This window comes from Agromyces aureus (assembly GCF_001660485.1).
Classification (GTDB): Bacteria; Actinomycetota; Actinomycetes; order Actinomycetales; family Microbacteriaceae; genus Agromyces; species Agromyces aureus.
On record NZ_CP013979.1, the window covers coordinates 3,432,695 to 3,456,564 of the forward strand.

Genomic DNA, 23,870 nt, shown 5'->3' on the forward strand with positions numbered 1-23,870 from the left:
CGAACCACAGCGGGGGCGTTCGACGCGCGGCTCGGATCAGATCGTCAGGACCAATCGGTGCGTGCCCGGACCCGTTGCTCCGCATCGACCCGCTGCTCCGCCGTGATCGTGCCCCGTTCGGCGAGCAGGTGCACGGCATCGAGCTCCGCGGCGAGCAACGCGGCCCGCTCGCCGGCCGTGCTCACTCCGTGCACATGGCGCCGCCACTCGGTGAGGCGGTGGTCGAGTTTTGCACGGTACTCGGGCGACTCGGCGATCTCGGAGGGCAGCGCGCTCGACGTTCGCACCTTCCGACCCGCCGCCCACCTCGGACGCTCGCGGTCGTGGCGGAATGCGAACACCGCGAGCACGAGACATCCGACGATCGACAGGATCTGCAGCACTAGGCCGAACACCGCGAGCGGTGCGTAGGGCAACTCCTCGCTCTCACCCGCGACGACGAAGACGCCGAGCGCCCACACGACCGGAAAGAACACGAACATTACGGCGCTGAAGTTTCCGGCGTGGAACAGCGGATTCGAGGTTCGCCGGGGTTCGAGCCACACGAAGAGTCCGAACGACGCCGCCATGAGCAGGCCCGCCGGCAGTGCCCCCGAGATCGGATCGAGCGCCGCGTTGCCGGTTCGACCCGTCAAGATGAGCGCAGGTGCCGACATTGCGAGCACGAGGGCGATCACACTCAACCAGCGGTACGAACGCGACGTGTGCTTCGGCGCCGCACCTTGCATCGGGCGCACCCGATCGAGCTCGGCACGTTCGAGCGTGGAGACGACCCCGCCATACGCCTTCGCGGCGTCTTCGTGGCTCGCGACGAGCGCCATGACCGGAACGCGGTCGAGCACTTCGGCCGCCGAGAGGTCGGACGGCAGTGCACGCACCGCCTCGACCAGTCGGGCGCGCACGACATCGGTCGGAGCTTCGCGCCCAGTCATCGGATGCCCGGCCCGCACGTGCGTGAGCAGCCGTCGCCCCACCCTCCGGACTCGAGCCGCCGGCTCACCACGAGATCGCGTACCTGACCGCGACCCGGTCACGGCTGCGCAGTGCGCGCACCGCCTGTGGTCCGAGGGTTCCTCGTGAGAGGACTTCGCGGACACCGCGATCCACCGCGGCATCGAACGCGGCACGATCGGTCGCACTCAGCTCGTCGAGGTGGGCGTTCACCTCGGCGCTCGCGGCCTTCTTCTCGAGCCGGATCCGTGATGCCGCGTCGGACGCGTTCGGGGCTTCGGACACGCCCTGCTCGACGGCCGGCTTCGCACGCGCCGTGTCGCCCCGCCTCGCCCACCACAGCGCGAGCACGGCGATCAGCATGACGATGGCGATCGCGACGGCCGGCTCGAGGAAGTCGATGGTCGTGCCCATCGCGGCCCGGACCGGCAGCGCGATCACGACGACGAGCGCGAAGGCCCCCGAGACGAGCAGCAGGAACCGGCTCTCGGCTGCCGAGTTGCCCGGTCGGCGCCCGAGCACTGAGTTCACCGCGTGCGCGATCACCGCCAGGATCAGGAGGCCCGCGGCGAGCGGGGCGAGCACGCCCGGTGCCTGGGTCCAGCTGCCGGACTGTCGGCCGGCGTCGACCGCCGTCACCACAGCTCCGGCGGCCAGGAAGGTGCCCAGCACGTCCACGAGACGGCGCTGCGTCGACGGCCCCGGCGTATCGTCGGAGGCCGGGACATCGGTGCGCTGTTCGAGTCGGAGCTCGCGGACGACCCGGTCGAACCTGACGTCGACGGCGCGGATCTCTTCGGCACGGACGGGATCGATCCGCTTCAGCGCCGCGTCTTGGATGAGGCGCATGATTCCGCTCGCCGAGTCGGATCGGGTGAGGGTCATCGCCTTCGCGCAGTCGACGGCCGCGGTGGTCGCGTCGCTCATGCGGCCTCCTCGAGCCGGATGCCGTCGATGAGTCGCTCGACGAACGTCATCAGCAGGCTCGCATCGGGAAGGTGGTCGGCGGTAGCGCTGATGATCACCACCGCGCCGGATCGCTCGAACGCGTAGCCGATGCGTCCGCCGGCCGACGGCTCGGAGCTGGACGGCACCACAGCGCACGCACGTCGGCCCGCGCCGAGATGCACGGCCTGAACATCGTCGAACGTCGGCGGGAGGAGCGCGCGATCGTCGGCGAGCGCTGCGTCGAGGTCGAGCGCCGATGCGGGATCGCTCGGCACGATGTGGATCGCGACCATGCCGAGCACGGGGATCGATCTCGGGCAGAAGAGGAGGAACTCGGTCGCGAGCGGCTTGCGTTCTGCGCGGGCTCGTGCCGCGAACTCCCGCAGGGCGGCGCTCGGGCCCGGCTGCAGCCGTCCGAGATCGCGCTCGTACTCGCCGATGAACGCATCGAGCCAGGCGCCCTCGTCCGCGAACTCGGCGGTCGGGAACGAGGCTGGAACTGCGAACCACACCGCCGTGTTGTAGTCGATCGCGTACTCCATCAGACGGCTTCCCACTCGAAGGTGCTGATCACGAGGTCGCTCAACTCGCCGAGCGCCTCGGCCACCTGCTCGTCTTCGCGATCGGGGTTCGCCGGGAGCGGGATGGTGGTCGTGAACTGCACAGCTCGACGACGCCCCGACCCGGGAACCGGGATGAGATACGACTGCACCTTCGAGGTCGTGCCGCGAAGCTCGCCGCGCCCGGCGACGTCGGCCTCCCAACGCACGATGGTCTGGTCGTCGCGGAGGAACGCCGCACCCTGCTCGCGGAACAGCGCACCGACCTGTCGATCAAGGGTTCCTCCGAGCTGGCCCTCGACGACCGAGGCTGTGATCGACATGGGCATGGGCATCGCCTCATCGCCGTCGACCTGCGTCTGCAGGTAGATCGCGAAGGCCCGGGCAGTCTGCATCTTCTTGAGCGAGAACTCGAGCAGGTTGCGCATCTCGACGTCGAGATCGGGTCTGTGCGCGGCCTTGAGTACCGCGCTCGTGCGGCGGATGAGTTCCCCCACTCCGTGCCGATCAGCGGGAAGCGCCTCCCAACCCTGCGGAAGGATCAGTCGGTACGCAGGGAGGTCGGAGCGGAGTTCGAGTGACGACACCTGAGCACCCTATCCGGCGAGCTGGCTTCGCCATGCATCAACGGGGTCCGAGGAGAACTCGCGGGTGATCACGGTCACAGCGTCCTTACCGGACGACCAGGTCTTCACCGCGACATCGGCCGCATTGATCGCCTGCTGGACGCGGGGGATGGCATCGGCGCCATGCTCGATGACGTCGTTCAGCACGCCGCCGGCGCCGAGTTGCCCTCGGATGATTCCGGAGTGGTGGGCCGAGAACTCGGCGAACTCGGTGGCGAGGGTGCGGGACCATGCCCCGCTCGTTCCGCCGATCACGTTCTGCCAGACGCCCGATGGGCCGTATCCACGCCACCGGAGCCCGTCGAACACCGAGCCGACGCGAGAGGCGAGGCCGGCTCGGGCAGCGGACCCCAGTCCGCTTCCGGTGCCGAGGCCGTCGATACCCCGCACGACACCTCGGAGCCCGCGGATCTGGCCGACCGATTCGACGATGTCTCCGACCGGGCCCTTGAAGAAGGCGAGTGCCTGCATGCGCTCGCCTGCCTTGAACAGCTTGCCGAGCTTGCCGAACGGCAGGATCCCGACGATCGCCCAGGCGAGGTCGTCTCCGCCCTTTCGACCCTTGGCGTAGAGGTATGCGGTACCGATGAGCGCGATGACGCCGATGACCGCGCCGATGAGTGCCAGGATCGGACCGCCGATGATGATCGCGGCGATCGCGACGACGATTCCGACGACCGAGAGCACGTCGACGACCACCTCGACGACACCTGCGAGATTGTCGGTCCAGTCGTCGGTCACGTTGCCGTGGGTGGCGTCGTTGATCGAGCGCAGCGCATCGTCGTACGCCTCGTCCCAGCGGGTCCACTGCCCGTCGAACTCGTCGAGCTGTTCGTCGAGGTGACGGCGTGCAGTGGTCACGTCTCCGGCCGCATCGGCTGCGTTGAGTTCGAGTCTTCGCTTGCGCGACTCCGCGGCGTCGTCGACCGGCACACCATCGGGCAACGCGTCGACGTTGTGCTGCGCGGAGGCGGCTGCGGCTGACTTCTGGTCGAGCGTGGCCTTCGCCTGCTCCGCTTCGGCAACGATGCCCCGCATCGCGGACTGGATCGACTCCAGCCGGCTTCCGTACTGCTTCATCGCCGTACCGGTGGGTGCATACCGGTCGCCGGCCTTCGACAGCTCCTCGTGCGCCTCGCCGACCTCGTCCTTGATCTTCTCGATCGAACGGCCGCGCTCCTCGCTCGCGCCACTGCCGATGGCACTGAGGATCGTCGCCGCCGATCGCATCTGGCGGCCGAGATCCTCGATCTCAGCGCCCCTCTGCTGGATGCCCTGTGCGTCGCCCTCGATGACGTGGACGTCGTGGCCGTGCTTGGTCTGCATGTTCTGCGCCTACCTGGTCGGCAGCGAGGCGTCGCTCGCGCTGAGTTTGAGGCTCTTCGCAGCCTCGAGGTCGAAGTCCTGCCAACCGGTGCAGGTCGACTCCACCGCGGCCTGGATGCCCTGCAGCTTCGCAACGAGCGCGTTGCGCCGGTCGTCCCAGCCGCCTTCGAATTCGTGAGTGCGGTCGCGCAGTCCACTGCGTCCGTCGGGGCGCCCGATCATGTCCTGCAGTCGATCGGTGCGTCGCCCTGCCTCATCGAACTCGACCAGGATCTGCTTGAGCGATCCGTTGAGCCGGTTGAGGTGCTCGACCTTCACGTAGACGTCAGCCAACGCTGTTCCTCTCGAGAATTGGGGCCCGACCGCTCGGAGGGCCGGGAGCGCTCATGAGCGCACCGAGGGGAGGACCCGGGGTCCTCCCCTGTCGCGCGTCGCCCGCGGGCGACGCCGCATGATCAGTTGCCGGCGAGTGCCTGGTCGGTGTCCTTGATCGCCTGCATCATCTTGCGGAGCGAGTCGCCCATGTCGCTGATGCCCTCGATCGCCTTCTCGAGGCCGGTGGTGAGCTCGGTGTAGCCCTCGCCGAACTTGCCCGACGCGTGCTGGGTCTTGAAGTCGTCGCCGAGGAGGCGGTCGACGTCGTCCTTCAGGCGGCGCAGCACGTCGCCGATGTCCTCGCGACCGCTGTCGAGCTTGCCGGCCATCGATTCCATCTCGCCGTAAGAAGCCTTGAAGTCTGCCATCTTGCTACCTTTCCCTGATGTCTCGGCCCGCCGCAGCGCGCCCTGCCTCTCCCAAAGATAGGCGCATCCCGCTGACGCACCCAATGGGGAGGACTACCCACCGAGCGGCTGCTCCCCCACGAGCGGCAACTGCACGGTCACGAATGCGCCGTTCTCGACGAAGATGCCTCGGCCCTCGGGGTACTCGTGGCGGGCGACCTTCGGGAACGGCACCTTGAACAGCGAGTCGCCGTCGTACGTCTCGGGGCGCAGCGCGATGCCGCGCCGGCCGGCCTTCAGCTCGCCGACGAGTCCGTAGCCCGAGCTCAGCTGCGACACGTCGCCGTCGCCGACCAGGAAGTGGTCGCTCCGGTTGATCGCCTGGAAGAGCTCCTTGAGCGGGCGTTCGGCGTCGGTGTCGCCGAATTCGGTGACGTTCTCGACGACGATCATGATGCGGCCGGGGATCGACTCGTCGCCCACGATGCCGACGAGCTCCTTCGCGAGCGCCCTGGCGTCGTCGATGCTCGTCGCCGAACGGCGCCACGGCGCGAACTCGCGCAGCACCGCGCGCCGACCGCCGAAGTGGAAGAGCTCGACGGACGGGTCGAAGCGGCGCATCGACGTGACGAGCGCCCGCAGGGCGTTCGACTTGCCGCTCTTCGGGGGCCCGGCGATGACGAAGGTGCCGATCGGCTCGAATCCCTTGGGCCCGAGCACGTCGTCGGCGACGCCGATGACCGGCTGTCCGTCGAGCTGGTCGGGCAGGTCGGCCGGGGCGAGCGAGGTCGGCAGCGCGCCGATCTCGGAGGCCTCGACCGCGCCGCGCGCGCGGAGCGCCTCGGCGAACTCCTGCATCGCGCTCATCTGCTCGGCGACGTTCGCGGTGCCGCCGATGGCCGCGATCTGCGTCTCGAAGCCGTCGACGATGGCGCGCCCCGGGGCGCTGCGCTCGTTGAGCACGTCCTTCGGGGCGCCGAGGATGGCGTAGGCACCGTCATCCGACATGCGCAGGATGATGCGCTTGCTGACGTTCGCACTGACCGCGGTCGGCACGGCGCCGTAGCGGTCGGCGGTCACGACGGCGTGGATGCCGAGCGGGCGGCCCTCGCCGAGCAGTCGCATGAAGATCGCGTAGAACGGCGAGCGGGCGGAGGTGGCCTCCCACTCCTGCTTGAACGTGCCGAAGCCGTCGATGAGCAGCAGGATGCGCGATTCGTCGGTACGGCCGGTGATCGTGCGGTACTCCGACAGGGTCGCCGCGTTCACGGCCGAGAACCGCTTGGCCCGTTCGTCGAGCACCGAGCGGATGTTGCGGAGCAGGCGCTGCACGCGCTCGGCGTCGTCGCCCGGCACGATCGATCCGACGTGCGGCAGGTCTTCGATGGCGCGCAGGGACCCGGTGCCGAAGTCGAGGCCGTAGACCACGGCGCGCGAAAGGTCGGGGCGGGCGCCGACGGCGATCGCGATCGAGCGCAGCGCGGTGGACTTGCCGGCGCCGCTCGTGCCGTAGACGAGCATGTGGCCGTCGGTGTCGGGCACGAAGTACATCGGCTCCTGGAGCTGACGCTCGGGGATGTCGGCGAGGCCCAGCGGGATGCGCGAATCGCCGTCCTGCGGCAGGCTGCGCAGGTCGACGGTGGTCGCCAGGTCGTCGAGCCACGGCCGGCGAGGAGCGGGGATCCGGGCTTCGGATGCCGCGGCGATGAGGTTCTTGACGAGCCGCTTCTGGTCGTTCGGGCCCAGGTCTTCATCGTGCGTGTCGGACTCGGCGTCGGCGTCGTTCTCCCACACGATCGCACCGCCGAAGCGGAGTTCGGCGACCTTGGCCTGGGCGACGTCGGGCACGTCGCTCGTCCACCCGCCGGCGTAGCCGGACTGGAACGGCACGAGGCGTCCTGGCCCGGTCTTGGCGATGCCACGGCCGGGGATCGACGGGTCGAAGGTGCCGGCGACGGGGTCGCCGACGACGTCGTTCGAGTCGGAGACATCCGCCATGCGCAGTGCGACGCGGAGGTTCGTGTTCGCACGCAGGTTGTCCTTGATGACGCCGGCGGGGCGCTGGGTCGCCATGATCAGGTGGATGCCGAGCGAGCGGCCGCGCTGGGCGATGTCGACGACGCCGTCGACGAACTCGGGAACCTCGCCGGCGAGGGCGGCGAACTCGTCGATGACGAGCACGAGCGCGGGCGGGGTCTCGGGGTCTTGGCGCTTCTCGAGCTCGAGGAGGTCCTTCGCCTTCTTGCGGTTGAAGAGGTGCTCGCGGTGGTGCAGCTCGGCGCGGAGGCTCGTGAGGGCGCGGCGCACGAGGTGCGGGCTCAGGTCGGTGACGAGCCCCACGCAGTGCGGCAGTTCGACGCAGTCGGCGAACGCCGACCCGCCCTTGTAGTCGACGAAGAGGAACGTGACGCGGTCGGGGCTGTACTCGGCCGCCATGCCGAGCACCCACGCCTGCAGGAACTCGGATTTGCCCGAGCCCGTGGTGCCGCCGACGAGCGCGTGCGGGCCCTGCGTGCGCAGGTCGAGCGACATCGCGTCGGGGCTGCCCTGGCCGATGAAGGCCTTGAGCGTGCCGGCGCGCTTCAGGCGGGGTCGCACACCGCGCGTGCGGTCGAGGATCGAGTTGTTCTGCCTCCAGCGCTCGACCGCGGTCGAGGGCTGGGCCGCGAGGTCGGTGCCGAGCAGGCGCAGCAGCGAGACGCTGCGGGGCAGGTCGGTGGAGTCCGCGGTGACCGAGCTCGAGTCGACGACGGGCGCGAGGCGCTTCGCGAACACCTCGGCGTACTGGTTCGAGACGCCCTCGATGACGGCGTCGCGGTAGTCCTCGCCGGCGCGAACGTAGCCGACCCTGGCCTTGTCGAGACCGTCGGTGGCGTCGATGAACGTGCGGCATGCGGCCGGCAGCGACTCGACGGTGGGCGCGAGGAAGATCGTGAAGATGCCGGCATCCGCCCCGCGCTCGATGACCTGCGTGAGGCGAGGGCGGTCGACCGGTGCGTCGTTGGTGACGATGAGCACGAGGGCGAGGTCTCCGTCGAGATCGCCCGCCGAGTTGCCCGAGGCCCCCACGCGTGCGCCGAGCGACATGGTCGAGTCGTCGGTGCTGAGCGGGCCTCGGCGGCTCGCCGTGCCCGAGAGGCGCTCGAGGATCGTCTCCTCGAGCGCGTTCAGCAGGGCCGTGCCCGCCGACTGGCTGTCGGCGAGGGCGAGGTCGGCGAACGGCGACTTCGGGCTCGTCGTGTGCGGGAGCCACTTCATCCACTCGATCTCACGGGCCCACGCGGGGTCGACGATCGCGGCGGTGATGAGCTCGTTCGGCGCATGCAGGCCGAACAGCTGCACGCCGAGGCCGCGCAGCACGTCGGCGGCGAGGTGACGAGGCCCGGCGATGCCGATCGCGCCCGAGCTCGGCAGCATCTCGACCAGCGGCACCTCGTCGATGTACTCGTGGCGGTCGCGCAGCACGTCGACCTGACGGGCGAAGCGCGCGATGCCCTTCAGCTCGTTCGACTCGGCGACGGTGTTGCGGCTGCGTGCCCTCCCGACCCCGAGGCGCAGCGCGAGGAAGTTCCAGTGCTCTGGGCGACGGGTCCAGAGCAGCGGACCGAGGCGCATGGCCTGCTCGTAGACGGAGGCGACCGAGGGCGATTCCTCGTGGCGGCGCGACCGCTCGACGACCGTCTCCTTCGCGAGCTTCTCCTCGAGGTCTTCGATCTGCGTCTCGAACGTGTCGATCTCGAGCCGCAGCTTCTTGCCCTGCTGGGTGCGCTGGCCGACGAAGTTGCCGAGCATCATGAGCGGCGACATCGCGATGATGAGCAGTGACGACGCGCGCTGCGTGAAGGCGAACATCGCGAAGCCGAGCATGATCGGCGCGACGATCATGGGCCACGGGAACAGGCGCGGTTCGGCTTCGTTCGGGACGGTCGGATGCCGGTGCTCGAGACCCGGGTAGCGTTCCTCGACGCGCGGCGACCGGTTGAACATCAGCGAACCGCCGCGTTCGAGCACCGGGTCGGCCGCCGGGGCCGCGTCGCTCGCGGCGACGAGCGAGAACGAGATGTCGGTGTCGCCGATCGTGATCGTCTGGCCCGGGATCACGCGAACGCGCTGCACGAGACCGCCGTCGACGAGGAGCCCGTTCGCCGAGTTCAGGTCGACGAGCTCGATCGAGGACTGGTCGACCTCGACCCGCGCGTGGCGCTTGGACGCGAGCGCGTCGACGAGCACGATGTCGGCGCCGGCCGCACGGCCGATGATGCTCGCCCCGCGCCGGAGCCCGAACTCGCGGCCCGCGTCGGGCCCGTTGTGCACGCGCATCACGGCGGCGACGGCCGACTGGCCGCCCTGGCCGCCTGCGGTCTGGCCGGCCACGACGGCCGCGTTGAAGCCCGAGCCGATCGCGGCGTCGCCGATGAGCACCTGCGGGTCGAGCACGACGGGCTCGCTCGAGGTCGGCGGCGCGACCGCGAGGCTGAGCCCCGTCACGCCGCGGAGGCCGGGCGACGCGGGGTCGTTGTGCGCGATGGCCGAGGCGACGTCGCCGACGGTGGCCGTGGCATCCGTCGTGATGACGAGGTCGACGGGAGCGCCCTGCTGGCGGCGGAGACCGACTTTGAGCTTCATGCGTTACCTTCCGGGCTCGGTGACGATCGTGAAGCTGCGGCCGCCGAGGGTGACCACGCTGCCGACCCCGAGCGGCGTTCGCACGCCGGCGCGCAGGGTCTCGGTTCGGCCGTCGGGATGCCGCAGGTCGGTGCCATTCGTCGACCCCCGGTCGGCGATCCAGACGCCCGACGCGTCGGCGCCGAACTCGGCGTGGACCTTCGAGATGAGCATCGAAGGGTCGTCGAGCGGCACGAGCTGGATGCGCTCGCCGGGCGCGGCGACGGGTGCGCGGCCGAGCAGGCCGTATTCGGCCGGCACCAGGCGCGAGCCGTCGTCGAACGCGAGCACGAGCCGCGGCGCTGAGGTCGCGGGCGGCGACGACGACGGGGCGGATGTCGGCGCAGGAGCGGCGACGGATGCGGTCTCGGGTGCGGCCGGCGGCAACGGCGCGGTGTGCGCCGGGGGCGCCCAGGTCTGGGTCGCGGGAGACAGCGGCACGGGAGCGGCGGTCGGGGGCAGCGGCGAGGGCACGCCGGGTACCGGCGGTGCCGTGGTGCCGACGGGCGGCGGGGCCCACTGCCCGGTCTCGACGGATCCGCCGGCGGAGACGACCCCCGAGCTCGAGCGCTGCGAGGGGATGAGGAACTCCTCGCCCACCGGGCGGTCGCTCGCGAGCGACGGCGGCTTCGCCGCACCCTGCTCGCGCGGCGAGGCGACCTGGCGCTGCGCGTGCCGCATGGCCTTGGCGTCGAACGGGTCGAGTCCGTGGCGGGCGTCGACGGCGTAGCAGCGGCCGACGCGGTCGAGCCAGCTGCGGCCCCGTCGCTCGGGGTCCCAGTTGGAGGAGAGGAACATGAGCGCCGGGCCGATGACGAGCAGCACGACCCAGCTCAGCCACAGCACGAGCGCGCGGAGCACGATGCGCCAGAAGCCGGCCTTGCCGAAGTCGACGACACTGACCGAGCGGATGCCGAAGGCGGCCTTGCCGACGGTGACGCCGCGCAGGCCGTGCGAGATGAGCTGGATCAGCCCGAACACGGCCGTGAGCGCCTGCCCGACGGCGATCGCGATGAGCGGCCCGGCGAGGCCACCGAGGTCGACGGCCGAGACGTCTCCGCCGGCCTCGAGCACGGCGGTCGACAGCACGACGGAGCCGAAGATCGTGGGGGCCGCGAGCACGAGCCAGATCGCCGCGTCGAGCGTGAACGCGGCGGCGCGGCGGCCCGTCGGCGCCGGCACGAGCCCGAGCGCGGCCGCGTAGGCGGGATCGGGTCGGCCGTCGGGGCCGAGTCCGGGGGTGGGCTCGTCATCGACGTGCATCGTGATGCTCATGAGGCTCCTCGGGCGCAGGGTCAACGAGCCAGCGAACCCGATTCGGCGCGTGCTGTCGATGGGGAGTGGTCACCATGGAGGCTTCCGTCTCCCGCACAACCCTAAACGAGCGGCGGCACCGCGGTGTTCACGATGCGAACGACGCGGTGCCGCGGCATCCGCTCAGGCGACGGGCCGAGGGCCGGCCGCGAGCTCGCGGTCGTAGGCCTCGAGCGCGACGCGATTGCGCTCGGTGACGGTGCGGCCGTGCGCGGCGATCCATCCGCCGAGCCAGATCGGGATCTCGCGGGCGATCACGCCCGCGACGATCGCGAACGGGTCGAGCCAGCGGTCGCCGATGAAGGTCTGCGCCTCGTCGAACGTGAGGGTCCATGCCTGCACCGCGAGCAGCGACGCACCGATGTACGAGAAGTACACGAGCACGCCGACCAGCAGGCCGAAGACCGCGTAGGTCCACCACGGTCCGCGGTTGATGATCGCGGCGAGCAGTGCGAACCCGAGGAAGAACGCGATCGTCGGCACCCAGAACAGCGCCCAGTACGGGCCGGCGAGGAACTTCACGAACTCGTCGGTCGCGGCGCCCTGGTCGCCGCGGCTGAGCAGCAGCAGGTAGGTGACGCCCGCGTAGAGCAGGGCGAACGCGACGGCGCCGATCGCGGCCACGAGCACGCCGAAGGCACGGTTGCCCTTCGACTTCGGCGGCACCGGCGCCTGCACGTAGATCGTCTGCGGCGGCACGGGCGTCGGCGGCGTGATGAGGGGGTCGGGCGCGAGCGTCGCGGCCCCGACGGCGGTCGCCGCGGCGGCCGGCTCGAGCGGCACGTACGTCTCACGGCGCACGCTGCCGGCCGCGACCGGCTCGGGCACGGGCTCGGTGTGCGGCTCGGCCTCGGGTGTCGGCTCCGACGCCGTCACGGCGGGCGCGGCGAGCGTCGCGGCCTCGGTCTCGGTCCCGGTCTCCGGGTCGTACGAGGATTCGTAGTCGATCTGGTATTCCGGTTCGGCGGATGTCGCGGAGCCGGCGTTCGCGCGCTCGACGGCCTCGTCGAGTCGGGCCGTGCGCGCGGCGTCGGGGTCGGCGGGCGTCTCGACGGCGGGCTCGGGCGCAGCAGCGGCGGCAGCGGCAGGGGCGTACGGCTCGGGTTCGGGCGTCGGCTCCGGCGTCGACGCCGCCTCCGGCGCGGTGAACGGCTCGGGCTCGGGATCGGCATCCGAGAAGACGACGGGCACCGGCTCGGGGTCGGCTGCCACGAAGGGCTCGGGCTCGGGCGCCGTGGGGGGCTCGGGCTCGGGCGCCGTGGGGGGCTCGGCGTCGGAGAACACCGCGTCGTCGGCCGCAACGGCGGGCTCGTCGGCCGGGGGCTCGCCCGCGGCATCCGTCACCGCGTCGTCGATCACCGCGTCGTCGACCCCGTCGAACTCGTCGATCTCTTCGACTCCGACGACCTCGTCGGCCGGAACGGCCGCTTCGGCTGCCTCGCTCGTCGCCCCGTCGACGGGCAGCGTGGCATCGGCTTCGACGGACGGAGTCGCACCGGTCTCGTCAGGCCCACTCGTCTTGTCGCTCATGATCGCGCTCCTTCTGGGCGCCACGCACCCGCGGTCGTTGGCCCATGCTAGCAACGAGCACCGCGCGAGCCCGGGAGCGCGCGCGGTGCTTCCGTGGTGCGGCGACTACTGGCCTGCGGCCTGATCGGCCCCGAGATCCGACTGCGTCGAGGCGGCCTCGTCGGCGTTCACGAGCGAGAAGATGAAGCCGCCGATACGGGCCTGGTGACTGGGGGCGGCGGCGTCCTCGCTCGGGGCGACGAGTTCGCCGGACTCGTCGTACACGGCCGCGGCCGCATTCGGGTCGATGGCCGCGGTGCTGACCTCGACCTCGTTCACGAGCATGAGCCGGGCGCCCGACTGCAGTCCGTGCACGAACTCGAGGATCGCCGAGTACTCCCCCGACACCTCGATGCCGATCTGCAGGGTGGCGAAGTTCGAGGCGTCCAGCGTCGTGGAGGTCGCGGCGCCGGCCGCGGCATCCGTCGACGTGCCGGTCGGGGCCGACGCATCGGTGCCGGACGCATCGGTGGCGGACCCGTCGGTCGTGCCGTCACCCGACGCGTCGACGGGAACGGCGGGGGCCGCCGCGACGAACGGCGCCGCGTCGCTGACCGTGATGCGCTCGATCGTCACGCCCGTGCTGGTCTGCAGCGCGTAGAGCTGGTTGATGAAGGCCGGCACGCCGGTGCCGTCGGGCACCGAGGCGGAGGCCGTCTGCCACTCGGCCTCGAGCTGGTCGGCGTCGTCGGCGTCGGCCTGGAGCTGGTCGAGCACGGCCTGCTCGCGCGCGTTCTGCGCATCGATCGCCTGCTGCTGCGCCTGGAGCGCCTGCAACGACGAGAGCTGCGGCTGGATGCCGATGAACCACGCCAGCAGCAGGATCACCACCATGGCGGCGACGGATCCGATCACCCAGAGCCGGTTGCGCGAGGTCATGCTCATTCACCGTCCTTCGTGGCGTCGGTTCCGTCTGCTGCGGGTTCGGATGCGGCATCCGTCGGTGGGGCGAACCGCTTGGTGAACACCGACTGGTCGACGTGCATCGTGATGGTGACCGTCCACGCGCCCTCTTCGGCGGCGGTGACCTCGCCGGGCAGCGCGTCGGCGTACCCGGGCAGGGTGGCGAGGCTGTCGAGCCAGACGGGCACGTCGGGCAGGGTCGGGCTCGTGGCCGTGAAGGCGATCGTCGCGACGCGTTCGCCCTGCAGCGGCGCGGTCGACTGGGCGTACGGCGTCATGGGCGTCGCCGAGTCGATGTCAGCCTGCGTCACGACGACGCCGACCGGCAGGGTCGCCTGCACCTGGGCGAGGTAGTCGCGCCAGTCGATCTCGGTCGAGGCGCCGATCTGCTGGGCCTGCGAGACGATCATGACGTTGCTGCGGAGCTCGCGGATCTCGCCGTACTCGGTCTGCTGCTGCAGCAGGCTCGTGGTGTGGGCCTGCGAGAGCGCGAGCTGCACCGAGGCTTGCACCTGCAGGGCGAACATCGCGCCGATCGCGAGGGCCGCGACGACGAACGTGCCGAGCACGCCGAACACGAGGCCGCGCCGCGTGCGCTTGACCGCGCGCTCGGTGCGGATCTCCTCGGGCAGCAGGCTGGCCCTGGGCTCTGCGGCGATGATGGCGTCGCCCGCGCCCTTCGCGCTCATGCCGCAGTCCCGAGTGCGAGGCCGACCGCGACGGCCATGTGCCTCGCGTCGCCGTTCAGGCCAGCGCGTTCGAGGCGGTGCCCGAGCTTCACGGCCGAGAACGCGTCGACGTGCTCGACCGGCAGTCGGGTCAGTTCGCCGAGCGCGGTCGCGAGCCCCTTCAGGTGCGCGCCGCCGCCCGTGAGCAGCACGCGCGTGACGGGTTCGTCGGCGTGGCCGTTCTGGTAGTACGCGATCGTGTTGCGGATCGCCGCGAGCTGGCCGCGCACGACGTTCGCGATGACCTCGACGGCCTGGCGTCCGTCGGCGGTCTCGGCGTCGGTGAGGCGCAGGCCGAGTTCGCGCTTGATCGACTCGGCCGTCGCAGGGTCGGAGTCGAGCTCCTTCAGGATCTCGCCCGTGACCGCGTTGCCACCCGTGTGCACGATGCGCACGAACTGCACGACGCCGTCGCGCACGACGAGGGTCGTCGTGGTCTCCGCGCCGATGTCGACCACGGCGACCGTGCCCGCGACCCCGGCGCGCGTCACGAGCGCCCGGGTCAGCGCGAACGGGATCAGGTCGACATCCGCCGCCGTGAGCCCTGCAGCCTGCACCGCGCGCACGTTGCCGAGCACCACGTCCTTCGGGGCGGCGATGAGCAGGCCCGTCACGACCGGCCCCTGCTCGCTCACGCCCTCGGACTTCGGGTAGAAGTCGAGCACGGCGTCGGCGATCGCCATCGGCAGCACGTCGCGCGCCTCGAACTGCAGCGACTCGCGGATCTGCGCGAGCGGCGCCCGGCGCACCGTGAAGTCGCGGGCGAGCACGCGCTCACCGCCGATGCCGAGCACGACGTGCCTGGTCGTGAAGCCGCCGCGCGTCCAGAGCGAACGCACCGCCGCGGCGACCGTGTTGGGCTCGCGCACCTCGCCGCCGACGACCGCGCCCTCCGGCAGGGTCATCTCGGCGTAGTGGGTGAGCACGGGCGTCTTGCGGCCGCCGCTGTCGGCGATCTCGGCCGCGCGGATCGAGCCGTTGCCGATGTCGATGCCGGCGAGTGTTCGTGCCATCTCGGGTTCCTTCGTTCGGGTCGTGCTGTGCTGTGGTGCTGGTGCTGGTGCTGGTGCGGTGCTTGGTTCGTGCGGTGCTGTCGATGCTGTGTTGCAGGGAATTTCGTGAGGGGCGGATGCCGCGGGCCGGCGCTTCGGGTCTCGGTCGGGTGCGGGCGGGTCACCCGAATCCGGCGAGGCCGAGGTACCAGGTGGAGAGCGCTGGGCCGAAGACGATGCCGACCCAGGCGCCGAGCAGCATCCACGGGCCGAACGGGATCGCGGTGCGCCGACCCGCCCTGCGGGTGAGGAGCAGCACCACGCCGGCGATCCCGCCGAGCAGGAACGCGGCGAACGCGCCCACGAACAGCTCGGCCCAGCCGAAGTAGGCGAGCACGAGGCCGAGCACGCCGGCGAGCTTGACGTCGCCCATGCCCATGCCGCCCCGCGAGACGATCGCGAGCAGCAGGTAGACGGCGAAGAGGCCGACGCCGCCGATGAGCGCACGCCCGATCGCCTCGGGCTCTTCGGCCGCGAGCGAGGCGACGACCACCAGCGCACCGAGCACGATCGCCGCCCACGCGACGATCACGTTCGGCAGGCGCCTGGTGTCGAGGTCGATGAGCGCCAGCGCGATGCTGACGCCCGCCAGCACGAGCATGATCGCCAGGTCGAGCAGCTGCATGGTCAGGGTGCCCGACGTCGCCTGCGCACCGGCATCCGACGCCCCTGAACCGCCCTGGCCGAACGCGACCCACGCGGCGATGCCCGCGAACGCGACCCCCGTGAAGAGCTCGACGAGCGGATACCGCGCCGAGATCGGCGCCGAGCAGTCGCGGCATCGCCCCCGCAGCACGAGCCACGACAGCACCGGCACGTTGTCGCGCGGGCGGATCTCGCTGCCGCACTCGGGGCACGCGCTCGGCGGCGCCACGACCGACTTGCCCGCCGGCACCCTGTACACGACCACGTTCAGGAACGACCCGATCGCGAGCCCCAGCACGCCGACGGCAGCGACGAGCATGGCGGGCAGCGCGGTGGCGAGCGTGGCGACGGCGGGCATCAGTTCGGCGCTCCCGTCGAGGTGAAGGCGGGCGCGGTGGAGGCGTACTGGGTGACGCCGTAGGTGGTCGAGGTCGGAGCGAGGAACTTCGGCGGGGCGATCTGGCGGAACCGTTCGTCGTACCAGTAGTCCTTGTCGTAACCGGCTCCACTCGTATTGCCGACCGGGCCGCGGAACTTCTGGGCGATCGAGCCGAAGACGGTGAGGTCGCCCCGACTCCCGCTGTCGAAGCTCTGCAACATGAAGGTGTGGGCGACCGAGAGGATCGCCGCGTCGAATCGGCGGTCCTCCGATGTCGTCGACTTGCCGCAACCCGATGTGCCCGGGAAGGTCCCGGCCGGTGCGTCGGTGCGGGTGACCGCGGTGCACGTGCGCGGGTCCCACACCCACACCGCGTTCTGCCCGATGATGCCGAGGATGTCGTCATCCGCGCTCGTGTACCGGAGGTTTCCGGTGAGATAGACGAAGTTGGCCGCGGCGACGGTGATCGCGCCCTTGAGCGTTCCCTCGACGTACACGTCGCCGTTCGAGCAGCTGTACGACGGCGCCACGGAGCTCTCCGTCGTCGGCGTGATCTCGGTCGCAAGCGGGTAGCGGATGAGGTTCGCCGCCGAGCCGAACGCCCATCCGGCGGGCTGCGCGCTCGTGGCCGGCCGGCTCGGGAAGGAGGTCGCCGACCGCGCCGCCGCGGCCGCGAGGCACTGGAACGTGCTCGGCAGGCCGGAGGCCATGGATCGGTAGTTCGGATCTGCGGTGTTCGTCGGCACCGTCTGCACCCAGATGAGGTTGTGATCGAGCGGCACTCCCACCGTCGAGACGAGTGCTCCGGGCGGGTCGGCCGCGGTCGAGCCGCCCGGATATCCGAGTTGACCCGGCCCGATCCCCGGCGATCCGCATCCTGCGGGGTTCCGGCTCGCGCCGACCGTCGCAGCCGGCTGCGTGTACTTCGTGAGCGGCGAGACGATGCGGGCGCTGCCAGCGCTGAGGAAGGTGATCTTCGTCGGTCCGGTGTACATGCACCCTGGGCGCGGGACGGTATCGGGCATGTCGGCCCGAGCCTCGTTCGCCAGCGCGGTGTTCGTCGGTGGCATCGGCATCGGCGCGACGGAGACCGGTGCGCCGCCGCCGAACGTCGGCGCCGTCGAGCAACCGGCGTTGTCCCAGTTGGTGGCACGCTGGTCGCCGGTCGTGATGGCACCGTCGAACTTCGCTGAGCAGATCTTGAAGGTGTCGTTCGAGTGGATCGGCCCGTGGAGCCAGTCCGAACTTCCGAACTGCACGTGGCAGCCGGTGCTGTGATTGGTGACGTAGTCGTACGCGGTGTTGCAGCTGGAGTTGATGACGGGGTCGGTCGACTCGAGATCGGTGAAGTAGAGGTAGTTGATGAACCCCTTCTGCTTGATGTTCACGATCACGCTGCGGGTGGTGGAATCGACCTTGCCGGTCGAGCGCACGCGGATCACGCCGGTGCGGTCGTACTGGGAGTTGTCGACCTCGTACCGGAAGAAGGCACGACTCGTACTCGGCGGCGGCACCGGAATCGACGCCCACGCTGCCCCGGCCGTGACATTGAAGGCGGGATTGGCGTCGACCCCGGTCGGGAGGGTGACGCCACCCGTGCTGCCGTTCGCGATCGTGAATGGGGACGCCGGGTTTCCGAAGCGCGAGTACCGGGCATCGTTCGAGAGCCGGCTCGTGAATTCGTCGGCTCCCGCGTAGGCGGCGGCGAGGGCCGCACTCGCGGCGGCGTCCGTGGCCGCCTTGCGGATACCCGACAGCGAGTAGCTCGCGCCGATCGCGATGAGGAGGAGCATCACGAGCGAGATGCCGACGACCGTGAGGAGCGCCGCACCGCGATCGTCGGATGCCGCGCTCCGGAGCGAGCGCGCGGTTCGAGCGGTCATGTCGGCCCCCTGAGCCCGAGGTTGGCGAGCGGGATCCGGCGTTCGATCACGACCGACTGTGCTCCTGCCGGATTGCTCGGCGGAACGACCACGAGGCGGATCCCGATCTCGGCCACGTTCGCCCGCTGGGTGGCCGTGAGCGCTCCTGTGCCGGGGTCGAGCGGAGCACCCGTCGCGTCGAAGTAGGTGAAGACGGCCGCGTTCGTGAGCCGCCCGCCCAGTCCTCTGGTCATGGCCGGGACGGCCGTCGTCGGATCCGAACCCCCCGCGAACACCCAGGTCGCGCCCGAGGCCGTCGGGGTCCACCGGCGCTCGGTCAGTCGGTTCGATGCGGACGAGAACTCCACGAGCGTCGGCTTCGGGGGCCTGCCGCTCGGCTCAGCCGTCGCGGAGACCCCGACCGCGGCGATGAGCGCGAGGCGGTCGGCGCGTGCGACGACCACCGCAGGGTCGGGCACCGTCGACCCGGTCTTCGGGTTGGTGGTGGCGAAACGGATGACCCCGCCGAGGGCGTTCGCCATGTTCGAGGCGTTGCCCGTGGATTCGTGCACCTCGCCGCTCTGGGCGGTCGACTTCGTCGTCGAGATGAACAGGCTCGCGACCATGGTGAGCACGATGCCCATGAGCATCACTGCGACCAGCAGCTCGACGAGGCTCAGGCCTGCGTCGTCGCCCTGCCCGTCGATCCTGCGGAGTGGTCTCGAGCGTCGGCCGATCACGGGGTGATCCCCCTCGGGTCGACCGTGAGGATGCCGCTCGCGTCGGCGTTCGCGCGGCCGGGGATCACATTGCTGAGGATCGTCGCCTGCGCTGCGCTGGTGAGTTGGGTGACGTTGCTCGAGGTGCTCGTCGTGTTGGTGTTCGTCGCCCAGAGCTTCCAGCTGCCGAACGGGAGCGCGACCCGTGTGGACGCAGCGGCCGAACCGGGCAGGACCTGCCCGAACTGGATCGTCTGCGGGCTGCTCTCGACGCAACCAGGCTGCCCGGCGAGCACCGGGCCGGCCTGGCGGATCGCGAGGAGGTAGGTGCGGGTTGCGGTGCTTCCCGTGGTCGTCGCCGCGCGGGTGATCTGCACGACGCCCATGGGCACTCTGATCGGCGCGGCCGTGCCGCTCGGGGTCGTGGACTGGCCCGCTCCGCGCTGAGCGATGTACGTGGTTGAGGTCGAGACGTCGGCGGCCCATGCAGCGGGGTCCGAGACCTCGCATCCGGGCTGGCTGGGCAAGCTGGCGGTGTAGTCACCGGCGAAGGCCTGGTACCCCGCGGGGGTCGGGAAGAGGCTCGTCGTGAGCTCTGCGGTCTTGATGGTGCCCGTCGTGTCGACGGGCTGCGCTGACTTCGTGAATGGCGCCAGCGTGCTGGTGAAGTTGGTCTTCAACGCCGGCGGGAAGATGATCGCCGTCGTGGTGCCGCCCGCGAGCACCGAGCGATTGGTGGCGTACTGGGTGCGGAACGTGCCGGGACGATCGACCTCGAACTGGAATGCGGTGGACTGGCCCGCCAGCACGGCGAGATTGCCGGTCACCGGCACCCTCGAAGGGCTCGCCTGCGTGGTGTCGATGAATCCGCCGCCGATCGTGACGGCGTAGTTGCCCGGCGTCACGCCGAGCACGAAACTGCACCCCTCGGCATCGGTCGGCTCGGCGGCCGGGCCGGAGGTCCCGCTCACCGTGGGCGTCACGCCCTCGAGGCCCGCTCCGTTCGAGCCCTTCACCGAGATGAAGATCGTGCCCTTCAGCGCATCGTTGATGCGGCTCGCCGGCGCGAGGAGGGTCTCGCTGACGGCGGGGGCTGCTCCGGCACCACTGCCAGGCCAGTCCACCGTGACCTTGATGCGCTTGTAGCGGAGGGTTCCGCCAGACGCCGAGCAGTTCGCATCGGTGCCGGACTCATTGACCCAGGAGGTCTCGCGGTTGATCGTGAACCTCACCCCACCCACGACCTGCTCACGCGCAGGCACCATCGGGCGGGGAACCGACAGGACGGCGAACGGGTTGCCGATCGATCGCACCTCGTCGATCTCCTCGGCGGCAAGGTTCACCGCGACCTCGCGGTCCTTGGTGTTCTTTGTCGTCGTCAGTGTGAACGTGAGCGAGTAGGCGACGCTCACGGCCACGATCGCGAAGACGAGCATCGCGATGAGCACCTCGACGAGGCCGAGGCCGGCGTCATCGCCGGCGTCGACCTCGGGTGTTGGGTGAGTGCGTGGGTGCACGTGGTTCCTTCGGGCTTCGGGTAGGCCGTCAGTATCGTTGTATGGACGGTGGGGTGCCTAAGTGCCGACACCCCACCGGAAGAGTCAGTAGCGCTTAGCAGGGCCCGTTCTCGAGCACACCATCTTGATCGATGTGCTTTGTGGTCGACGGATCGGTGCGTGTACCAGAGACGCAGTACGCAGACGCAGACGTTCCCGTGATCGCAAGCACGTTGCCCGGGCTCTGGACGAAGCCGTAGGGCACTGTGTTTGTCGTGGACGCGGCCGGCGTGGACTGCTCGGCGTAGTAGGCGATCACTGCGATCTGCCCGTTCTTGAGGTCGGAGTCGAGCGAGGCCACCTTCGCCCCGTTCTGGAGCCCGATATACACCGGGATGGCGATCGCCACGAGGATGCCGATGATGATGACGACGACGAGGAGCTCGATGAGCGTGAAGCCCTTGTCCTCGTCCTTGAGGTTGCGACGGCGCTCCTCGAGCGACGACAGGATCCGCTTGATCACGGTGCTTCCATTCTTTCGGGTTTGCATCCGGCGGGGGCCGGCTGTGAGGTGAGTCTAGGAACGCGCTCTCATCGCCGGGAAGTCCCACGATGGGTGACATTTACCCCAGATCAGGCCCCCTTTTCGGGTGTCAATGCGTACGTATCGATCGCACGCCGAATGCCGGCCGCGTTGGGGTCACGACCGGCATCCGGGGCTCTGGGCCCTCAGCCGCCCTGCACCGCCGAGGCGATCGAGAAGATGGGCAGGTAGAGCGCGATGACCATGCCGCCGATGACGACGCCGAGCAGCGCGATCATGATCGGCTCGATGGTCGCGGTGAGCTGCTCGGAGGCCGTCTCGACCTCTTGTTCGTAGAACTCGGCGACCTTGTCGAGCATGGGCTCGAGCGCGCCGGAGTCCTCGCCCACCGAGACCATCTGCGTGACCATGGGCGGGAACACCTGCTCGGCCGCGAGCGGCGCCGAGAGCGAGCTGCCCTTGCGCACCTGCTCCCCCACGCGGTCGAGCGCCTGTTCGATGACCCAGTTGCCGGAGGTCTCACCGACGATCTTCAGCGACTGCAGAATGGGCACGCCGGCGCCGGTCATGTTCGAGAGGTTGCGCGCGAACCGGGCGATCGCGACCTTGCGCGCGAGCTTGCCGAAGACGGGCGCCCGCAGCTTCCACGGGTCGATCGTGCGCCGCACGCGCGCGGTGTGCTTGTTGCGCGCCCACCAGATCCACGAGGCGAGGCCGAGCACGAGCACGACGGGCAGGATCCAGACCATCTGCTCCGAGATCGTCACGAGCAGCTGGGTGGGCCAGGGCAGCTCGCTGCCGAGCCCGTCGAACATGTCCTTGAAGATCGGCACGATGAACACGAGCATGCCGATCACCGCGAGCACGGCCATGATGAGCACGATCACGGGGTAGGTGAGCGCCGAGCGGATCGCCGCTCGCAGCTTCACCTCCTTCTCGAAGGTCTCGGCGACCGACGCGAGCGCCCGGTCGAGGAATCCGCCGGTCTCGCCCGCGCGCATCATGCTGATCATGACCGGCGGGAACGTGTGGTCGAACGCCGCGAACGACTCCGAGACCGACCCGCCGCGCTCGACCTCGTCGCGCACCTTCGTGAGCATGCGCTGGAGGTTCTTCGACGAGGTCTGCGACTCGAGCACCGACAGCGTGCGCAGGATCGACAGGCCCGCGCCGATCATGGTCGCCATCTGGCGGGCCATGATCGCGAGGTCCTTCAGCGGCACCGAGTCGCCGCCACCGCTGCCGAACGAGATCTCCCGCTGCAGGCCTGTGCCCGGCGGCGCCTCCTCGATCGACACGGGCGCAAGCCCCATCACGGCCAGGCGGCCCGCGACGGACGACTCGCTCGAGGCATCCATCCGCCCCTTGACGAGCTTGCCGGCCGTGTCACGACCGGTGTACGTGTACTGGGCCGTGGCCATCAGCGGGTTCCCTTCGAGTAGGCGTCGCCGAAGTCGATCTCGCCGAGGCTCTGCGCGTTCGTGCGCGTCACGTCGCCGCTGCGGCGCACCAGCTGCTCGAACGCGTCGGGGTCGTGCGCCTTCTCGAGCGCGACCCTCCGCGTGATGACGGCCGCGTCGACGAGGGACGCGAGCGACTGGTCCATGGTCTGCATGCCGAGGTCGCGCCCGCCCAGCATCGCGGATGCCACCTGGTAGGTCTTGCCCTCGCGGATCAGGTTCGCGATGGCCGGCGTCATGACCAGCACCTCGGTCGCGATGGTGCGCCCCTCGCCCGTCGCCCGGCGCACGAGCGTCTGGCACACGATGCCCTGGAGCGTCGCCGCGAGCTGCTGGCGCACCTGTCCCTGCTGGTAGGGCGGGAACACGTCGATGATGCGGTCGATCGTCTGCGGGGCGTCCTGCGTGTGCAGCGTGGCGAACACGAGGTGGCCGGTCTCGGCCGCGGTCAGCGCCGCCGAGATGGTCTCGAGGTCGCGGAGCTCGCCGATGAGGATCACGTCGGGGTCTTGACGAAGCGCGAACTTCAGGGCCGCCGCGAAGCTGTGCGTGTCTGGCCCGACCTCGCGCTGGTGCACGATCGACCGCTTGTGCTCGTGCAGGAACTCGATCGGGTCTTCGACCGTGATGATGTGGTCGGCGCGCGTGCGGTTGATGAGGTCGATGAGCGCCGCGAGCGTCGTCGACTTGCCCGAACCCGTCGGACCCGTGACCAGCACGAGGCCGCGCGGGAGTGTCGCGAACTGCTCCACCGTCTTCGGCACTCCGAGCGCCGCGAGGTCCTTGATGTCGGCCGGGATGAGCCGGAACGCCGCCCCCATCGACCCGCGGTGCATCGAGTAGTTCACGCGGAATCGCTGCTCGGGCGACACCGCGAACGAGAAGTCCAGCTCGAGGTCGCGCGCGAACGCCTCGGCCTGCTCTGGAGTGAGCAGGCTCCGCAACGCCGTGTGCACCCGCTCGGCGTCCCACGCGGGGCCCGTCGCCTGCCGCAGCCCGCCGTCGATGCGGAACGTCGGCGCCGCCCCCACCGCGAGATGCAGGTCGGAGACCGCGGGCAGCTGCACCTGGCGCAGCGCCGCGACGAGCGCCTCGTCGGCCGCCGCGAGCGCCGCCTCTTCGGCCGGGGTCAGCGGCACGACCGAGGCGGTCTGCCCGCTCGAATCCCACGTCGGCACCGCGCGGCGCCCCTCGGGGATGATCGGAACGCCGGGTTCGGCCACGGGCTCCAGGCCCTCGGGCCAGATGTGCTTCGGCTCGACGCCCGCCTGAGCGCCGAAGGCGCCGGGAGCGCCGGAAGGGCCGCCCGCGGCATCCGCCGACCACACGTCGACGCCCGCGTCGAGCGGCTCGTCGGCCGACCAGCGCTGCTCGCCTGCATTCATCTCGCATGCCTCTCGT

20 protein-coding genes are annotated in these 23,870 nt (G+C 70.4%); all 20 read right to left on the reverse strand.

All coding sequences use genetic code 11. The features are described 5' to 3' along the window. Window positions 1–44: 44 nt before the first annotated feature. The 20 genes from ATC03_RS15395 to ATC03_RS15490 all read right to left on the reverse strand — a co-directional run bounded on the left by ATC03_RS15395 (window position 45) and on the right by ATC03_RS15490 (window position 23,854). Window positions 45–974, reverse strand: coding sequence for a hypothetical protein (locus ATC03_RS15395; RefSeq protein WP_067878964.1), 930 nt, complete (start codon window positions 972–974; stop codon window positions 45–47). A gap of 22 nt (window positions 975–996) precedes the next feature. Further along, window positions 997–1,878, reverse strand: a complete 882-nt coding sequence (locus ATC03_RS15400) for a hypothetical protein (RefSeq protein WP_067878967.1) — start codon at window positions 1,876–1,878, stop codon at window positions 997–999. Further along, window positions 1,875–2,441, reverse strand: a complete 567-nt coding sequence (locus ATC03_RS15405; RefSeq protein WP_067878970.1) for a hypothetical protein — start codon at window positions 2,439–2,441, stop codon at window positions 1,875–1,877. Before ATC03_RS15405 ends, ATC03_RS15400 begins: the two co-directional genes overlap by 4 nt. Beyond that, the gene (locus ATC03_RS15410) at window positions 2,441–3,046 is read right to left on the reverse strand and encodes a hypothetical protein (protein ID WP_067878972.1); all 606 of its coding nucleotides are present in this window, start codon (window positions 3,044–3,046) and stop codon (window positions 2,441–2,443) included. The genes ATC03_RS15405 and ATC03_RS15410 overlap by 1 nt, the downstream gene beginning before the upstream one ends. A gap of 9 nt (window positions 3,047–3,055) precedes the next feature. Next, entirely contained in the window at window positions 3,056–4,411 is a 1,356-nt protein-coding gene (locus tag ATC03_RS15415; protein WP_067878974.1) for a TrbC/VirB2 family protein, read from the reverse strand. A 9-nt stretch (window positions 4,412–4,420) separates the two neighbouring features. Next, window positions 4,421–4,744: a hypothetical protein gene (locus tag ATC03_RS15420; protein ID WP_067878977.1), complete on the reverse strand. Its 324-nt coding sequence runs from the start codon at window positions 4,742–4,744 to the stop codon at window positions 4,421–4,423. Window positions 4,745–4,866: 122 nt separating this feature from the next. Beyond that, window positions 4,867–5,154, reverse strand: a complete 288-nt coding sequence (locus ATC03_RS15425) for a WXG100 family type VII secretion target (RefSeq protein ID WP_055860250.1) — start codon at window positions 5,152–5,154, stop codon at window positions 4,867–4,869. 93 nt (window positions 5,155–5,247) lie between these two features. Next, a complete protein-coding gene (locus ATC03_RS15430; RefSeq protein WP_067878980.1) occupies window positions 5,248–9,759 on the reverse strand; it encodes an FtsK/SpoIIIE domain-containing protein in 4,512 nt (1,503 codons plus the stop codon). A 3-nt stretch (window positions 9,760–9,762) separates the two neighbouring features. Then, a complete protein-coding gene (locus tag ATC03_RS15435; RefSeq protein WP_067878982.1) occupies window positions 9,763–11,073 on the reverse strand; it encodes an RDD family protein in 1,311 nt (436 codons plus the stop codon). Window positions 11,074–11,235: 162 nt separating this feature from the next. Next, window positions 11,236–12,642, reverse strand: coding sequence for a ribonuclease E domain-containing protein (locus tag ATC03_RS20005; RefSeq protein ID WP_084003548.1), 1,407 nt, complete (start codon window positions 12,640–12,642; stop codon window positions 11,236–11,238). Between the two features lie 105 nt (window positions 12,643–12,747). Further along, window positions 12,748–13,566: a hypothetical protein gene (locus ATC03_RS15445; protein WP_152030982.1), complete on the reverse strand. Its 819-nt coding sequence runs from the start codon at window positions 13,564–13,566 to the stop codon at window positions 12,748–12,750. Next, window positions 13,563–14,273, reverse strand: a complete 711-nt coding sequence (locus ATC03_RS15450) for a hypothetical protein (RefSeq protein WP_067878986.1) — start codon at window positions 14,271–14,273, stop codon at window positions 13,563–13,565. Before ATC03_RS15450 ends, ATC03_RS15445 begins: the two co-directional genes overlap by 4 nt. Then, window positions 14,270–15,325 carry a type IV pilus assembly protein PilM gene (gene pilM / locus ATC03_RS15455; RefSeq protein ID WP_067878988.1) on the reverse strand — a complete coding sequence of 352 codons (1,056 nt, stop codon included), beginning with the start codon at window positions 15,323–15,325 and terminating at the stop codon, window positions 14,270–14,272. Before pilM ends, ATC03_RS15450 begins: the two co-directional genes overlap by 4 nt. Window positions 15,326–15,485: 160 nt before the next feature. Next, a complete protein-coding gene (locus ATC03_RS15460; RefSeq protein ID WP_227820123.1) occupies window positions 15,486–16,367 on the reverse strand; it encodes a prepilin peptidase in 882 nt (293 codons plus the stop codon). Beyond that, a complete protein-coding gene (locus ATC03_RS15465; RefSeq protein WP_067878991.1) occupies window positions 16,367–18,271 on the reverse strand; it encodes a hypothetical protein in 1,905 nt (634 codons plus the stop codon). Before ATC03_RS15465 ends, ATC03_RS15460 begins: the two co-directional genes overlap by 1 nt. Beyond that, window positions 18,268–18,990 carry a PilW family protein gene (locus ATC03_RS15470; protein WP_067878993.1) on the reverse strand — a complete coding sequence of 241 codons (723 nt, stop codon included), beginning with the start codon at window positions 18,988–18,990 and terminating at the stop codon, window positions 18,268–18,270. The genes ATC03_RS15465 and ATC03_RS15470 overlap by 4 nt, the downstream gene beginning before the upstream one ends. Continuing rightward, window positions 18,987–20,486 carry a type IV pilus modification PilV family protein gene (locus ATC03_RS15475; protein ID WP_067878996.1) on the reverse strand — a complete coding sequence of 500 codons (1,500 nt, stop codon included), beginning with the start codon at window positions 20,484–20,486 and terminating at the stop codon, window positions 18,987–18,989. The genes ATC03_RS15470 and ATC03_RS15475 overlap by 4 nt, the downstream gene beginning before the upstream one ends. A 94-nt stretch (window positions 20,487–20,580) precedes the next feature. After that, complete coding sequence (locus tag ATC03_RS21180; protein ID WP_067878999.1) at window positions 20,581–20,988, reverse strand: prepilin-type N-terminal cleavage/methylation domain-containing protein; 408 nt, start codon at window positions 20,986–20,988, stop codon at window positions 20,581–20,583. 206 nt (window positions 20,989–21,194) lie between these two features. Further along, a complete protein-coding gene (locus ATC03_RS15485; protein ID WP_084003550.1) occupies window positions 21,195–22,430 on the reverse strand; it encodes a type II secretion system F family protein in 1,236 nt (411 codons plus the stop codon). Next, on the reverse strand, window positions 22,430–23,854 hold the full coding sequence (locus ATC03_RS15490) for a type IV pilus twitching motility protein PilT (protein WP_084003551.1): 1,425 nt from the start codon (window positions 23,852–23,854) through the stop codon (window positions 22,430–22,432). The genes ATC03_RS15485 and ATC03_RS15490 overlap by 1 nt, the downstream gene beginning before the upstream one ends. Window positions 23,855–23,870: the final 16 nt, after the last annotated feature.